Source organism: Aquabacter cavernae (genome assembly GCF_003993795.1).
Classification (GTDB): domain Bacteria; phylum Pseudomonadota; class Alphaproteobacteria; order Rhizobiales; family Xanthobacteraceae; genus Aquabacter; species Aquabacter cavernae.
The window spans coordinates 485,010-498,050 of sequence record NZ_RWKV01000015.1 but is presented as its reverse complement, the minus strand read 5'-3'; the positions used below and the strand labels follow the sequence as shown (position 1 = coordinate 498,050).

The 13,041-nt window shown below is 69.2% G+C and carries 10 protein-coding genes; 7 read left to right on the top strand and 3 right to left on the bottom strand.

Going from position 1 to position 13,041, the window contains the following annotated elements; genetic code table 11:
• The first annotated feature begins 539 nt into the window (after nucleotides 1-539).
• The 3 genes from EJJ38_RS15520 (at nucleotide 540) to cysG (ending at nucleotide 5,638) form a co-directional block, all read left to right on the top strand.
• Nucleotides 540-917, top strand: a complete 378-nt coding sequence (locus tag EJJ38_RS15520; protein WP_127091020.1) for a DUF2794 domain-containing protein — start codon at nucleotides 540-542, stop codon at nucleotides 915-917.
• Nucleotides 918-1,035: 118 nt separating this feature from the next.
• Nucleotides 1,036-4,035, top strand: a complete 3,000-nt coding sequence (gene polA / locus EJJ38_RS15515) for a DNA polymerase I (protein WP_127091019.1) — start codon at nucleotides 1,036-1,038, stop codon at nucleotides 4,033-4,035.
• A 106-nt stretch (nucleotides 4,036-4,141) separates the two neighbouring features.
• On the top strand, nucleotides 4,142-5,638 hold the full coding sequence (cysG, locus tag EJJ38_RS15510) for a siroheme synthase CysG (RefSeq protein ID WP_245454268.1): 1,497 nt from the start codon (nucleotides 4,142-4,144) through the stop codon (nucleotides 5,636-5,638).
• On the opposite strand, the gene EJJ38_RS15505 is transcribed toward cysG, so the two are convergent.
• From EJJ38_RS15505 to EJJ38_RS20690, 3 genes are all read right to left on the bottom strand, one after another.
• The gene (locus EJJ38_RS15505; RefSeq protein ID WP_127091018.1) at nucleotides 5,619-6,368 is read right to left on the bottom strand and encodes a sulfite exporter TauE/SafE family protein; all 750 of its coding nucleotides are present in this window, start codon (nucleotides 6,366-6,368) and stop codon (nucleotides 5,619-5,621) included. The two genes, cysG and EJJ38_RS15505, sit on opposite strands and share 20 nt — an antisense overlap.
• A 181-nt stretch (nucleotides 6,369-6,549) precedes the next feature.
• A complete protein-coding gene (locus EJJ38_RS15500; RefSeq protein ID WP_245454267.1) occupies nucleotides 6,550-7,041 on the bottom strand; it encodes a BA14K family protein in 492 nt (163 codons plus the stop codon).
• 267 nt (nucleotides 7,042-7,308) lie between these two features.
• Nucleotides 7,309-7,464 carry a BA14K family protein gene (locus tag EJJ38_RS20690; protein ID WP_245454266.1) on the bottom strand — a complete coding sequence of 52 codons (156 nt, stop codon included), beginning with the start codon at nucleotides 7,462-7,464 and terminating at the stop codon, nucleotides 7,309-7,311.
• 811 nt (nucleotides 7,465-8,275) lie between these two features.
• Here EJJ38_RS20690 and rpmI point away from each other — a divergent pair.
• From rpmI to pheT, 4 genes are all read left to right on the top strand, one after another.
• Nucleotides 8,276-8,476: a 50S ribosomal protein L35 gene (gene rpmI / locus EJJ38_RS15490; protein ID WP_127091015.1), complete on the top strand. Its 201-nt coding sequence runs from the start codon at nucleotides 8,276-8,278 to the stop codon at nucleotides 8,474-8,476.
• A gap of 22 nt (nucleotides 8,477-8,498) precedes the next feature.
• Nucleotides 8,499-8,864: a 50S ribosomal protein L20 gene (gene rplT / locus EJJ38_RS15485; RefSeq protein WP_127091014.1), complete on the top strand. Its 366-nt coding sequence runs from the start codon at nucleotides 8,499-8,501 to the stop codon at nucleotides 8,862-8,864.
• A 280-nt stretch (nucleotides 8,865-9,144) separates the two neighbouring features.
• Complete coding sequence (gene pheS / locus EJJ38_RS15480) at nucleotides 9,145-10,254, top strand: phenylalanine--tRNA ligase subunit alpha (RefSeq protein WP_127091013.1); 1,110 nt, start codon at nucleotides 9,145-9,147, stop codon at nucleotides 10,252-10,254.
• Between the two features lie 156 nt (nucleotides 10,255-10,410).
• Nucleotides 10,411-12,825, top strand: a complete 2,415-nt coding sequence (gene pheT, locus EJJ38_RS15475) for a phenylalanine--tRNA ligase subunit beta (RefSeq protein ID WP_127091012.1) — start codon at nucleotides 10,411-10,413, stop codon at nucleotides 12,823-12,825.
• Nucleotides 12,826-13,041: the final 216 nt, after the last annotated feature.

The window sequence follows — 13,041 nt, the reverse complement described above, 5'->3', positions numbered from 1 at the left end:
CGTACGTGTCTTGATAACGGCCGTCCTTCGATCGGCGCCCGCAAGCCTGGGGTACCGGCGATCGGGGGGGCGGTCGGCGCTCAAGCAAAACCCACACATATCCTGCCCGTGCCGGGGGCAGGCGGGACGCTCTGCCTGCTCCTGTGCGGAATGTGGATTGGGCCGGGCCTGACCGCGTGCGGGGAGTAAGGAGGCGGCGCTGAATGTGCCGGGCCGCGGCCGGGCGCCCGCGCGCAACAAAAAAGGCCGCTGGGGGAGCGGCCTTGGAGGAAGTCTTCTGATGGTGCGTAGCAGTGGCCGGTTCGCTCATCACCCCGGGGGGCTGGGGGGCTGGGATAGACCGGAGCAAGTGCGAACCGGCCCTGCTACGGATATGAAGATGCCGCCGCCCATGGGCGAGGACTGGGCCGAAAAGCGACCATTCTGTGTTTTCCGTTGACGACCCCGTGAAGTCGCCCGAAGCCGGCTTTCCATTCCTCTTGCCAGAGGCATCCAGGGGGAGGATCATCGCCTTCGTGATTGCTTCGCTGGGAGGCCCGATGGGAGATATCGAACCCATAAGCCGTGGCGGATCGTGGGCGACGCCCGCGGCCCCGCAGGCTTCCGGCACTCCTTCACCTCCCTCCCGTGTGACGTTCGACCGGCGCGAATTGGACCGTATCCTCGACCTGTACGGGCGCATGGTCGCGGCAGGCGAATGGCGCGACTACGCCATCGACTTCCTGAAGGACAAGGCGGTCTTCTCCATCTTCCGCCGTGCCATGGATGTGCCGCTCTACCGGATCGAGAAGGATCCCCGCCTCGCCCGCAAGCAGGGCGCCTATTGCGTGGTGTCCCAGACCGGGCTCATCCTCAAGCGCGGCCACGAACTGCCCCGCGTGCTGGCGGTGCTGGAAAAGCCGCTGCGCACGGTTTGATCTCATTGGCGTTGTCCGCTCGCTTCCGGTGGCGGATGGGCGGGGGAGGGCGTCCGGGAGAGGGTTGTCCCGCAAGGTCCGCTCGGGCATCGTGCGCGCCGAAAAACGGGAACGTCCGATGTCCGCAGCCCCGCGCCCCATCCAGAAGGGAGACCATGTCTTCCTGGTGGATGGCTCTTCCTTCGTCTTCCGCGCCTATTTCCAGTCCATCAATCAGGACCGGAAATACAATTTCCGTTCGGACCGGCTGCCGACCGGGGCGGTGCGCCTGTTCTGCACCAAGCTGTTCCAGTTCATCCGCGACGGGGCCGTGGGCATCCGCCCCACCCATCTCGCCATCATCTTCGACAAGTCCGAGGATTCGTTCCGCAAGGAACTCTATCCCGAGTACAAGGCGAACCGATCCGCGCCGCCCGAGGAGCTGATCCCGCAATTCCCCCTCATGCGGGAGGCGGTGAAGGCGTTCGGCCTCATCCCCGTGGAGATGGCGCGCTACGAGGCGGACGACCTCATCGCCACCTATGCCCGCCAGGCCGCCGCCGCCGGTGCCGACGTGCTGGTGGTCTCCGCCGACAAGGATCTGATGCAGATCGTCGGCGATCGGGTGAGCATGTATGACCCGGCTTCCGGCGAGGCGGGCGGGCGCGGGGCGCGGCCGGAGCGGCGCATCGGCCTGCCCGAGGTGCTGGACTATTTCGGCGTGCCGCCGGAGCAGGTCACGGACGTGCAGGCGCTGGCCGGCGATTCCACCGACAATGTGCCCGGCGTGCCCGGCATCGGCATCAAGACCGCTTCCGCGCTCATCCAGGAATACGGCTCGCTGGAGGGCCTGCTGGCCCGCGCGTCCGAGATCAAGCAGCCCAAGCGCCGCGAGTCGCTGCTCGATCCGGAGAACCAGGAGAAGGCCCGCATCTCCAAGACGCTGGTGACACTGGTTGATGATGTCGCCGTGGAAGTGCCGCTGGAGGATCTCGTGCTGGAGGCGCCGGACGGGCGCCGCCTCGTGGCCTTCCTCAAGGCCATGGAATTCACCACCATCACCCGCCGCGCCGCCGAGGCGTTCAGCGTGGAGGCGGGCGAGATCGAGGCGGACCCCGCGCTTGCCCCAGGAGCACCGTCCAACTCGGCGCCCTCCGGCTTCGCGCCCGCTTTGGCGGAACCCGGCGACACGCCCGCGCCTGCCGCGCCCGCCGCTGTGCCCGGCCGCCCGGACGTGGCCGCGCCCGCGGACCTTGCCGCCAAGCGCCAGGAGGCGGCGCGCGCCGCCAAGGTGGACCGCAGCCTCTACCGCGCGGTGATGGACCTTGCCGAGCTGAAGCGCTGGTGCGCCAAGGCCGTGGACCAGGGCGTCGTCGCCTTCGACACCGAGACCACCGGGGTGGATGCCCAGCAGGCGGATCTGGTGGGCGTCTCCCTGGCGCTCGGGCCCAACGAGGCCTGCTACATCCCGCTCGCCCATGTGGGTGCGGGCGACGGCCTGTTCAGCGAGGGGCGGATCGAGGGCCAGATCCCGTTTGCCGAGGCCCTGGCCGCCCTGAAGGCGATGCTGGAGGACAAGGGCACGCTGAAGATCGGCCACAATGTGAAGTATGACGCGGCGATCCTCGCCCGCTACGGCATCACGGTCGCGCCCTTCGACTGCACCATGTGCATGTCCTATGCGCTCGATGCCGGGCGCGGGAACCACGGCATGGACGACCTCAGCGTGCGCCATCTCGGCCACCAGCCCATCGCCTTCACGGAAGTGGCGGGCAAGGGCAAGGCGCAGATCACCTTCGACAAGGTGGCGCTGGAGCCCGCCACCGCCTATGCGGCTGAGGATGCGGACGTGACGCTGCGCCTGTGGCAGGTGCTCAAGCCCCGCCTTCCGGCGGAGGCCATGACCACGGTCTATGAAACCCTGGAGCGCCCGCTCATCCCGGTGCTCGGCCGCATGGAGGCGCGGGGCGTCTCCATCGACCGCGCCATGCTCTCGCGCCTCTCGGTGGAGTTCGCGCAGGGGGCGGCCCGCATCGAGGACGAGATCGCGGAACTGGCGGGCGAGCGGCTCAATGTGGGTAGCCCCAAGCAGATCGGCGACATCCTGTTCGGCCGCATGGGCCTGCCCGGCGCCACCAAGACCCCCACGGGCGCCTGGTCCACCAAGGCCAACGTGCTGGAGGAACTGGCGGAGGCGGGCCATGAGCTGCCCCGCAAGATCCTGGACTGGCGCCAGCTTTCCAAACTGCGCTCCACCTATACGGACGCGCTGCCCTCTTACGTGAACCCGCGCACCAAGAGGGTGCACACGGCCTATGCACTGGCCGCCACCACCACGGGGCGGCTCTCCTCCTCCGAGCCGAACTTGCAGAACATCCCCATCCGCACCGAGGAGGGCCGCCGCATCCGCCGCGCCTTCGTGGCGGAGCCGGGCAATCTTCTGGTGTCCGCCGACTATTCGCAGATAGAGCTGCGGCTGCTGGCGGAGATCGCGGACATTCCGAGCCTCAAGCAGGCCTTCCAGGACGGGCTGGACATCCATGCCATGACCGCCTCGGAAATGTTCGGCGTGCCGGTGGAAGGCATGCCCAGCGAGGTGCGTCGGCGCGCCAAGGCTATCAATTTCGGCATCATCTACGGCATCTCCGCCTTCGGCCTCGCCAACCAGCTGGGCATTCCACGCGAAGAGGCCGGGCTCTATATCCGCCGCTATTTCGAGCGCTTCCCCGGCATCCGGGCCTATATGGACGAGACGAAAGCCTTCTGCCGGGAGCATGGCTATGTGACCACCCTGTTCGGGCGGCGCTGCCATTATCCCGACATCGCGGCCTCCAATCCCTCGGTGCGGGCCTTCAACGAGCGCGCGGCCATCAATGCCCGGCTGCAGGGCACGGCGGCGGATATCATCCGCCGCGCCATGATCCGCATGGAGCCGGCGCTGGAGAAGGCCAAGCTCTCCGCCCGCATGCTGCTGCAGGTGCATGACGAACTGGTGTTCGAGGTGCCCGAGGGCGAGGCGGAGGCGACATTGCCCGTGGTGCGCGCGGTGATGGAGGAGGCGAGCCTGCCCGCCGTCGCCCTCACCGTCCCGCTGAAGGTGGACGCGCGCGCGGCGGCCAACTGGGAAGAGGCGCACTGAGGGGCCGTCTTGCCGAAGCGGGCGCGTGCGCTCACAGTGAAGCTGAACAACCCGTCATGCCCGGATCGCGTCCGGGCATGACGGACTGACACTTACGGAACCGACCATGGCCCCTCCGGCCGACAAGCCGAACACCCCCCGCGCGCCGCGTGAGAAGCATGGCGGGCGCATGGAGCCGCTGGCGCGCCTGCCGGTCTTCTTCGCCCTCGCGGGCAAGAAGGTGGTGGTGGCGGGCGGCGATGCGCCTGCGGTCTGGAAGGCGGAGCTTCTTTCCGCCGCCGGCGCCCATGTGGATGTCCTCGCCGCCGCGCCCTGCGCCGAGATGACGGAGCTTGCGGCCGAGGCGCCCGGCGGGCCGGTGACACTGGTGCGGCGCGGCTGGGAGGCGGGCGACCTTGCGGGCGCAGCCCTCGCCATCTGCGACGCGCAGGATGACGCGGAGGCGGCGCGCTTTGCTGAGGCGGCCCGCGCGGCGGGCGTGCCGGTGAATGTGGTGGACCGACCCGCCTTCTGCGACTTCGCCTTCGGCGCCATCGTCAACCGCTCGCCCCTCGTGGTGGGCATCTCCACGGACGGGGCGGCGCCGGTCTTCGGGCAGGCCATCCGCGCCAAGATCGAGGCCATCCTGCCCAAGGGCTTCCGGCGCTGGGCGCAGGCGGCGCAGGACTGGCGCGCCTCCGTGACCGCCCTCGGCCTGTCCTTCCAGGCGCGGCGCGCCTTCTGGGAGGCGTTCGCCGTCCGCGCCATGGCCGAGCCGGAGCGGGAGCCGGGGGAAGGCGACCGCCGGGCCCTGTTCGATGCAATGGAGGCCGCCCGCGCCACGCCCGCCACGGGGTCCGTGGTGCTGGTGGGGGCCGGGCCGGGCGATCCCGAATTGCTGACGCTGAAGGCGGTGCGCGCGCTGCAATCGGCGGAAGTGGTGCTCTATGACGACCTCGTCTCCCCGCAGGTGCTGGACTTCGCCCGGCGCGAGGCGCGCAAGATGCTGGTGGGCAAGACCGGCTACGGCCCTTCCTGCAAGCAGGACGACATCAACGCGCTAATGGTCCGCTTCGCCAAGGAGGGCCGCCGCGTGGTGCGCCTGAAGGGCGGGGATCCCATGATCTTCGGCCGCGCGGGGGAAGAGATCACCGCCTGCCGGGCGGCGGGCATTCCGGTGGAGGTGGTGCCCGGCATCTCCTCGCCCCAGGGCGTCGCCGCCGGTCTCGTCACGTCGCTCACCCATCGCGACCATGCGCGGCGGCTGCAATTCGTCACCGCCCATGCGCGCGACGGCAAGCTGCCCAAGGACCTGGACTTCAAGGCGCTGGCGGACCCGGCGGCCACCACCGTGGTCTACATGCCCCGCCGCACGCTGGGGGAACTGGTGGGGCGGCTGGCGGGGGCAGGCATCGACCCGTCCGTGCCCGCGCTCGCGGTCTTCTCCGCCACGCGCCCCGATCAGGTGGTGGTGTCCGCCCCGCTGGGGCGGCTGGCGGAAGAGGTGGCGCGGGCCGTGGATGAGGGCGCCAAGGGGCCATGCCTCGTGCTCTATGGCCATGCTTTGTCGGAGGGCGCGGGCGCCATGGCCCTCGCTGAAGCGGTCAGCGCATCAGCAGGGTGACGGCGGACGAACCCAGGAGCGCGATGCCCGAGGCGGCCAGCAGGCCGAGGATGAGTTGGCGGAACCGCGCCTCGCTCATGACCGCATAGACCTTCGCGCCCACCAGCGTCGGCACCAGCAGCGCCGGGGCCACCACCGCGAAGAAGGGCAGCATCTCCGCCGTCACGATGCCCGCGACGAGATAGGAGATCATGGTCACCAGCAGCATGGACAGGTTGAAGCTCTGGATGATCGTGCGCTGGGTGTGCTTGGGATAGCCGCGCAGCGTGCACCACAAGGCGGGGACCACGCCGGTAAACCCGCCGAGCCCGCCCAGCACTCCGCCCGCCAGCCCCGTGAGGCCGTCGGCGATCCGCCCGCCCCCGGTGATGCGCGGAATGTGCCGCGCCAGCAGCATGGCGGGGCACCACACCGCCAGAAGGCCCCCCAGGAGCGCGCGGAACGTGACCATGTCCAGATGCGGCAGGGCCATGACGCCGAGCGGGACGCCCGCCAGTCCGCCCAGGAGATAGGGCGCCAGCAGCCGCGCGTCGAACCCGCGCCGCAGGGTGTGCGCGGTGAGGCATTGGCCGATCAGGGAGGCGAAGACGATGAGTGCGGCGGCCAGTTCCGGTTCGAGCATCCAGGCCCAGAGCGACATGGCCACGAGGCCGAAGCCGAAGCCCGACATGCCCTGGACGAACCCGGCCACCATGGCTCCGGCGGCCACCACCACGTAAAGGGAGAGCATGCCCGTCTCTTTGGCGTTTCTTGTTTATGGCCAGAGACATGCATCCGGCGTCGGGCAAACCTTAGCGCGCGCCGGATCGGATGGGCAATTCAATGTGCTGATGATCCCGCCAAGCAATGCTTATGAATGCGGGTAAGCCAGGAGGGCCGGAAGCGCGTGGCTTCCGGCCCCGCAGCGTTTGTCACTGGCAGGGATGGCGCAGGCCGTCATAGCCCAGATACGTGCCGGTGCGCGGGTCGAAGCTCCTATACTTCGCCGAGCAATAGGCGATCCAATTGGGATCGGCCGCCGGGCCCGGCGCGTAATAGACCGCCGGGGGCTGCTGGGCCTGCTGGGCGGCGCTCGCGGCGGCGGCGCCGAGGATCAGGCCACCCACGAGGCCGGCGGCGGCAGCCGCGCCCGCATTGTTGTTGTTGTTGCAGCCGCCCCAGCCGCAATTGTTGCGATAGTAGCCGGGCGGGGGGCCGTAGCCGGGGCCATAGCCCGGGCCCGGACCCCAGCCGGGTCGCCGGCCGGGTCCCCAGCCGGGGCCGGGGCCCCACTGGACCTGCGTGACGGAGCTGGCGCCGTCGAGGGCGGGCATGGCGGGCCGCAGGGCCTGCGCCTGGGCCGCCGGAGCGGCGACGCCCGCGAGCATCGCGGCGGCAGTGAGCAAGGACAGACTTCTGCGCATCAACCTTCTCCCAGAACCTTCTACCGAGTATCTTCCAAAACCGTCTTCGCGGCCCGCGTCGGAACATAAGCGGGCCATGACTGCAAATCTGAACCCCGCGCGCGGCGCCCGGTGGCTCTGCCTTCGTCCGGTGCCGGGGCCTCTTCCGAAGCCCCGAATCGGTCGGGCGATGTACCGGCCTGCGCGCCCAGGGGTGATATCACGTTCGGCTATCTGGCGGCGCCTTTGAGGGCACCGCTTCACATGCCGACCGGAAACCCGCCCGGGTCACGGGCAGGCATGACGGCGACCGTCATAGCCGAGATACGTGCCGGTGGCCGGGTTGTACGAGCGGAAGCGCTGCATGCAGTAGGCCACCGCGTTTCCGCCCGGCGGGCCGCCATAGATCATCACGGGCGGCGGCGCGGCAATGGCCGAGCCCACGATGACGCCGGTCGCGAACCCCGCGCCCGGACCCCATCCGCAGCCACCCCAGGCGCATCCGCCGCCACCCCAGCCCCAGCGCGGGCCACCACCCCAGCCACCGCCCCATCCGGGACCGGGTCCCCATCCTGAGCGCCAGCCCCAACCAGGGCCGGGACCACCCCAACCGGGGCCACCCCATCCCGGGCCTGGCCCCCATCCGCCCCGCCATCCGCCGCCCCACCCGGGCCCGCGCCATCCGCCGCCGCCCCAGCCGGGACCACCGCCCCAGCCACCACGCCACTGCACCTGTTCCACAGGGCCGGGGAGGGCCTTGGCGCTGTCGGCCATGGCGCCGAGGGGAAGGGCTGAGGCGGGCGTGGCGGCGGCGAGACCCGCCAAAAGGCCGCCAAGGAGCCCTGCCGCGAGGAAAGACGATGTTCTGCCCGATGTTGTACCCATGGGTCCGCTCCCGTCCCCGAATGAGATGCCCCCTGATACGACTCTGGGCCGGCGTTGGGGTTCCTTTGAGGAAGCCTGATCACAAGGGATTGAAGGGGCGGAGTTAAGGCATTGACGCGGCGTCAGCGTGGCCGCATCACGCCCCCTTCGCGCAGGGGCCGCGCGGGGCTCTTCCCGGCCGGGATGATCCCGGCCGCGCGGGTTTTCGCGCCCGCCCTTGCGTTTCGCGCCCGCCTCCTGTAACGAGTGCGGCCTCCGAACCAGCCGGCTCATAAGGGCTGCCGCGCCGGTTCATATCGCTCACAGCAACAAAGGCTGAGCAAGTCGCCCGCGCTTCGCGCGGGATGTCCTGCCGCCGTGGAGAGCCAAAATGCCCAAGATGAAGACGAAGTCGGGAGCGAAAAAGCGCTTCCGTCTGACGGGTACGGGAAAAGTCATCGCCGCCCAGGCCGGCAAGCGCCACGGCATGATCAAGCGGACCAACAACCAGATCCGTAATCTGCGCGGCACCACCATCCTGTGCGAGAGCGATGCGCGGATTATCCGCAAGTCGTTCCTGCCCAACGGCTGACGGCTAGCGAAGGAGATTTCCCATGTCCCGTGTCAAACGCGGCGTCACTTCGCACGCCAAGCATAAGAAGGTCTTCAAAGCCGCCAAGGGCTTTTACGGCCGTCGCAAGAACACCATCCGCGCTGCCAAGTCCGCCGTCGAGCGGTCGATGCAGTATGCGTACCGCGATCGCAAGGTGAAGAAGCGCAACTTCCGCGCTCTCTGGATCCAGCGTATCAATGCGGGCGTGCGCGAGCTGGACCTCGGCCTGACCTATTCGCGATTTATCGATGGTCTCGGCAAGGCCGGGATTGAGGTGGATCGCAAGGTGCTCTCGGATATCGCCATCCATGAGCCCGCGGCGTTCAAGGCCCTCGTGGAGAAGGCGCAGGCGGCTCTCGCCGCCTGATCTTTCCGCGTCCTTAGCCTTTCCGAGACCTGAAGAGCCCCGGCGGTGACCCGCACGGGGCTTTTCGTCTTGGTGCAGTCCGGTGTGGAAGGGCTTTCCGACCGGGCCGCGCGGTGGTTATAAGCGCCGCGAATTTCCCTTAAAGCAGCCGTCATGGCCGGGCTTGTCCCGGCCATCCACGGGGCTCCGCCAGGTGGGCGCTTAAGGGACGGCCGTGGATGCCCGGGACAAGCCCGGGCATGACGGTTTCTCTCGCGGCTAGAACCCAAGGGACCATTTCATGTCCGAACTCGTTCTGACCGACCATCCCGGCCTCGACGCGCTGGAGCGCGAGATCGCCACCGCCATCCTCGCGGCGGATGACGAGGCCGCGCTCGAACAGGTGCGCATCGGCGCGCTGGGCAAGAAGGGGTCCGTCTCCGAACTGCTGAAGTCTCTGGGCGGCATGAGCCCGGAGGAGCGCAAGACGCTCGGCCCCGCCATCAACGGCCTGCGCGACCGCGTCCAGGGCCTGCTGGGCGTCCGCAAGGAGACGCTGAAGGCGGCCGCCCTCACCGCGCGCCTCGCCAGCGAGCGCGTGGACGTGACCTTGCCGGTGCGCGAGGCGCCCGCCGAGATCGGCCGCATCCACCCCATCGCCCAGGTGACTGAAGAGCTGACCGCCATCTTCGCGGACATGGGCTTCTCGGTGGCGGAAGGGCCGGACATCGAGACCGACTTCCACAATTTCACCGCGCTGAATTTCCCGGAAGGCCATCCCGCCCGCGAGATGCACGACACCTTCTTCCTGCCGCCGGGTCCGGACGGGCAGCGCAAGGTGCTGCGCACCCACACCTCGCCGGTGCAGGTGCGCACCATGCTGGCTAACAAGCCGCCCATCCGCGTCATCTGCCCGGGCCGCACCTATCGCTGCGACAGCGACCAGACGCACACCCCCATGTTCCATCAGGTGGAAGGCCTCGTCATCGACAAGGGCTCCCATATGGGACACCTGAAATGGATCCTGGAGGAGTTCTGCAAGGCCTTCTTCGAGGTGGAGCGCGTGACCATGCGCTTCCGCCCGTCCTTCTTCCCCTTCACCGAGCCGAGCATGGAAGTGGACATCCAGTGCGACCGCTCGCGCCCCGGCGAGATCCGGTTCGGCGAGGGCAATGACTGGCTGGAGATCCTGGGCTGTGGGATGGTGCATCCCAACGTGCTGCGCAATTGCGGCATCGACCCGGACGTCTATCAGGGCTTCGCCTGGGGCATGGGGATCGACCGCATCGCCATGCTGAAATACGGCATGAACGACCTGCGCGCCTTCTTCGAGGCGGATGTGCGCTGGCTCTCGCACTACGGCTTCCGGCCGCTGGACTTCCCGACACTGGCGGGTGGCTTGAGCGCGTAAGGCGCGGCCCGAGCCCCCTCCCAACCCTCCCCCGCAAGCGGGAGAGGGCTTTTCCGTTGCGCCGCCCGCAAGCTCCCTCTCCCGCTTGCGGGGGAGGGTTGGGGAGGGGGAAGCCGGCGCCACGGGCGCGGCAGCAAAGATCACGGACGGCGACCCATGAAGTTCACCCTCTCCTGGCTGAAAGAGCACCTCGACACCCCCGCCTCGCTCGACGAGATCCTTGAGCGTCTCACCCTGGTCGGCCTGGAGGTCGAGGGTGTGGAGGACAAGGGCAAGGCGCTCGCCCCCTTCGTGGTGGGCGAGGTGCTGACCGCCGAAAAGCATCCCAATGCGGACAAGCTGCGGGTCTGCACCGTCTCCATCGGCGCGGGCGATCCCATCCAGGTGGTGTGCGGCGCCCCCAATGCGCGCGCGGGCCTGAAGACCGTGTTCGCCGCGCCGGGCACCGTCATTCCCGCCACCGGCACGGAACTGAAGATCGGCAAGATCCGCGACGTGGAAAGCCGGGGCATGCTGTGCTCCGCCCGCGAGATGGGCCTTTCCGAGGAGCATGACGGCATCCTGGAACTGCCCGCCGATGCCCCGGTGGGCGCGCCCTTCGCGGACGTGCTGGGCCTGGGCGATCCGGTGATCGAGATCGCCGTGACGCCGAACCGGGCCGATTGCCTGGGCATTTCCGGCATCGCGCGGGATCTCGCCGCCGCCGGTCTCGGCACGCTGAAGACGCGGGATGTGACGCCCGTCGCCGGGGTCTTCCCCGCGCCCCTCGGCGTGCGCCTCGACTTCGGCGACACGCCCTCTCTGTGCCCGGCCTTCGGGCTGCGGGTGGTGCGGGGCGTGAAGAACGGCCCCTCGCCGGACTGGCTCCAGGCGAAGCTGCGGGCGGTGGGCCTGCGGCCCATCAATGCCCTGGTGGATATCACCAATCTGCTGACCCTCGACCGGGACCGCCCGCTGCACGTCTTCGACCTGAAGAAGGTGTCGGGCGACCTCGTGGTGCGGCGGGCCAAGGCGGGCGAGAGCCTGCTGGCGCTGGACGGGCGCACCTACACGCTCGACGAGACCATGTGCGTCATCGCCGACGACAAGGGCGTCGAGAGCCTCGCGGGCATCATGGGCGGCGAGGAATCCGGCTGCGACGAGGCCACCACCGACGTGGTGATCGAATCCGCGCTCTGGGAGCCCATCAACATCGCTCAGACGGGCCGCAAGCTCTCCATCAATTCCGATGCCCGCTTCCGCTTCGAGCGCGGCATCGACCCCGCCTTCATGCTGCCGGGCCTGGAGCTGGCCACGCATCTGGTCATGGACCTGTGCGGAGGCGAGCCCTCCGAACTGGTGGTGGCGGGAAGCGTGCCGGACACGACCCGCACCATCGACTTCCCGTTCGCGGAGGTGAAGCGCCTCTCCGGCCTTGAGGCCAGCGAGGAGGAGATGCGCGGCGTGCTCACCCGCCTCGGCTTCGCGGTGAGCGGAGCCGCGCCGGTGGTGCAGGTGGTGCCGCCCTCCTGGCGTGGCGATGTGGACGGCAAGGCGGACCTCGTGGAAGAGGTGGTGCGCATCCTGGGCCTCGCCCGCGTGCCGCTCACCGAATTCCCCCGCGATGGCGGCGGCCGCAAGCCGGTGCTGACCGCGCTCCAACTGCGCACCCGCAAGGCGCGCCGGGCGTTGGCCGCGCGCGGCCTCGTGGAGGCGGTCACCTGGTCCTTCGTGCCGTCCGACGAGGCGAAGCTGTTCGGCGGCGGCGCGCCGGAACTGGCGCTGGCCAATCCCATCGCCGCTGACCTCTCCGACATGCGCCCGAGCCTGCTGCCGGGCCTGCTGCGCGCGGCGCAGGCCAATGCGGACAGGGGCTACGGGGACGCGGCCCTGTTCGAGGTGGGCCAGGTGTTCGCCGGCGACAAGCCGGAGGACCAGCGCATGGCCGCCTCGGGCGTGCGGCGCGGCACCGCCAAGCCGAACGGTTCCGGCCGGTTCTGGCAGGGCGCGGCGGGCGCGGTGGATGCGTTCGACGCCAAGGCGGACGCGCTGGCTCTGCTGGCGGCGGCGGGTGCGCCTGTGGCGAACCTGCAGGTCTCGGCGGATGCGCCCGGCTGGTATCATCCCGGCCGGTCCGGCTCCTTCCGCCTCGGTCCCAATGTGATCGGCGTGTTCGGCGAACTGCACCCCTCCGTGCTGGAGGCGCTGGACGTGTCCGGCCCGGTGGCGGCGTTCGAGATCATCCTCGACAAGGTGCCCGAGCCCAAGGCCAAGGCCACCAAGGTGAAGCCGCCTCTGGACCTGTCGCCGTTCCAGCCGGTGAAGCGCGACTTCGCCTTCGTGGTGGACCGCGCGGTTCCCGCCGCCGACATCCTGCGCACCGCTTTGGGCGTGGACAAGAAGCTGGTGACGGGCGCCTCGGTGTTCGACGTCTATCAGGGGCCGGGCATCGCCGACGACAAGAAGTCGGTGGCGGTGGAAGTGGTTCTCCAGCCGCGCGAGCGGACGCTGACAGATGCGGAGATCGAAGCGGTCGCCGGGCGCATCGTGGCGGATGTGGCGAAGAAGACGGGCGCGACCCTGCGCGGGTAAGCGCTTGGCGGCTTCGACGCGCGCGCCGCGCCGAAGCCGCTCGCCGGCCTGATTTCGTGAGCGGGAGGCACGAATGGATAATCTGATCTACATCAGTGTTGCGGGCGTTGCGGTAGTATGTTGTTCTGGTCTGATCTGGATCGCCTTTTTCGGGTGATGACTGGTTTCATTAAGTAAAAAATATTTCGCCAAGTGCGGATAGGGAGGAGCCCTGCG